This is a genomic window from Micromonospora sp. H61, assembly GCF_018070325.1.
In the GTDB taxonomy this organism is placed as follows: domain Bacteria; phylum Actinomycetota; class Actinomycetes; order Mycobacteriales; family Micromonosporaceae; genus Micromonospora; species Micromonospora salmantinae.
In genome coordinates, this window is sequence record NZ_JAGPXY010000196.1 from 1 (window position 1) to 1,919 (window position 1,919).

The window sequence follows — 1,919 nt, forward strand, 5'->3', positions numbered from 1 at the left end:
GCGTAGGTTGCGCTCCCGGGCGGCCGAGTGCAGCCAAAACAGCACCGGCCACGCCCGCCCGAGCGTGCCGAACAGCTCCTGATAGCCGTCCACCTTGCCGGTCAGGATCGACAACTGCTCGGCACCGGTGTCGTACTCGACGAAGAACGGCACCTCGCCACCGTTCTCGACCCACCGGCCGTAGCCGTCCGGGCGGACGCGGGGCTGATACGCCCGCACCAGCCCCGGATCCTTTCGGCCGGTGAACGTCCCGGCGCGCTGGCACACCGCCTCCGGCAACCACTCCACCAAGCCGGTGCCCGGACGAGTGCGGGCGTGCCCGGCCAGGTCGGTGAAGAACCCGTTCACCCCGAGGCGGTGGGTGAGGCTGCGGGTCGAGGTCCAGCGCCGCCGCTCCACCCGGGCGTGGTCGCGCCGCGGTGGGCGTTCGTCCCGGCTGGCCGCGACGACCTCAGCGCCGAGCTGATCTATCACGTAGTGGTACGGATACGAGCCGCCGTCGGCCCGCTGCGGCCGGAACCGGGCCACCAACCGCAACCGGTACAGGGTCCGCAGCCGCCGCTGACAGAAATCGAGGGACGGGAACAGGGCGTTCGCGATTTGGAACGACGTCAACACTCCGTGGTCGTACAACCAGCCCAGCAGCACACGGTCACGGCCGGTCAGCTGAGACTGGACCCGAAGGACCGGATCATCCACCGGCCACCACCTCCTTCCCGGGTAGGGAATGCCGGCCCCAGGGGGAGAGACCCGAGACCAGGCAGGGTCTGTCGCAGGACAAGCCGACGGCGCTGACAGCCGGGCTGACCTGCGGTGTGAGAGGAAACAGGGGGTCGGTTCGGGGGTCCGGCTGAAGACTGACGTCAACGCTGACGCCAATCCCGACCCTCGACCGGGGGCAAAGCCGGCAACTGTCACCGCCGCCGGGGCGAAGCCCGAGGCGATGCGGAAAGTAGTGGAAAGACACGTCCGGTCCTCCTTGTCGTAAGTTCTCATCGGCGCCGTGGACCACGGCGCTTGTGGCAAAACGTGCGCGGCCAGGTGCATCGCGATCGCACTGGAGCGAGGTCGGCTGGCGATGGTCGCCTGCCGGGTCGCGGCTGGCCCGGCAAGGTGGAGCGCGCGAGGGAAGTCGCGCTGTTAATCGCTATTGAGGTGCTGACGAACATTCCGTGCAGTGCGCGGAAGGGGCCCGAGACGGGTCAGGGCAGCAGTCATCACCACGACCGTGACCGGCACGATCGTGGACACGAAGACGGACAGTGACGGCGACGCGAACCGGCGGGCTCACATTTGCTTCCGCCAAGCGGAGCAACCGTTTCGGACAGGGACACTCCCGCCGGTCACGCAGCACGGTGTGCTGCGGCCGGACCGGCGTCGGCTCAGCCCGCCGGGAGAACATCCTTCATGGCGGTCCTCCTGTCACTCGGTCGGCACCCCAACGACCGGACCAGCGCGCCAGGCCACAACGACGAGGAAGGGCCCTAAGGGCGCCCATTCCTCGACCAGTCGGTCCGGCGAACAAGCTCGCCGCAAGGGGAACGCTCCTCCAGTACCTCTCGACCAGACCGACGCTGTCAAGCAAGTCAACCCCGACGATCGACCGCCTCGGCACGCCCTCGAAAAGGCATAGTGCAAAACCGTCCTCGCCGGCCCGCTACCTGCCATAACGGTTCCCAGTGTCCCCACGACCCGACCGTCCCGGTCGAACACACCTACCGGAGAGCCGGCCGATATAGGCGCCCTCGACCGAAAGCAGGGCATTCTTCGGAGCGCCTTGTGATGACGGACATAAGGCCTCATGCTCGCCGACGCCGTCAGCCTCAGCCGGCTGAGGTTCTGACAGATCAGAGATCGTCCGATCAGTGCCAGGGCGATCCTGCGACGCCGGTGGTTGGGGGTCTGTCATCACGTCCTGC

At 67.8% G+C, this 1,919-nt stretch carries 1 protein-coding gene; it reads right to left on the bottom strand.

The window, feature by feature from the left end; all coding sequences use genetic code 11:
- Positions 1 to 699 (bottom strand): replication-relaxation family protein (locus KBX08_RS33070; RefSeq protein ID WP_210787680.1); only part of this gene is annotated, 699 nt, incomplete at its 3' end.
- Between the last annotated feature and the right edge of the window lie 1,220 nt (positions 700 to 1,919).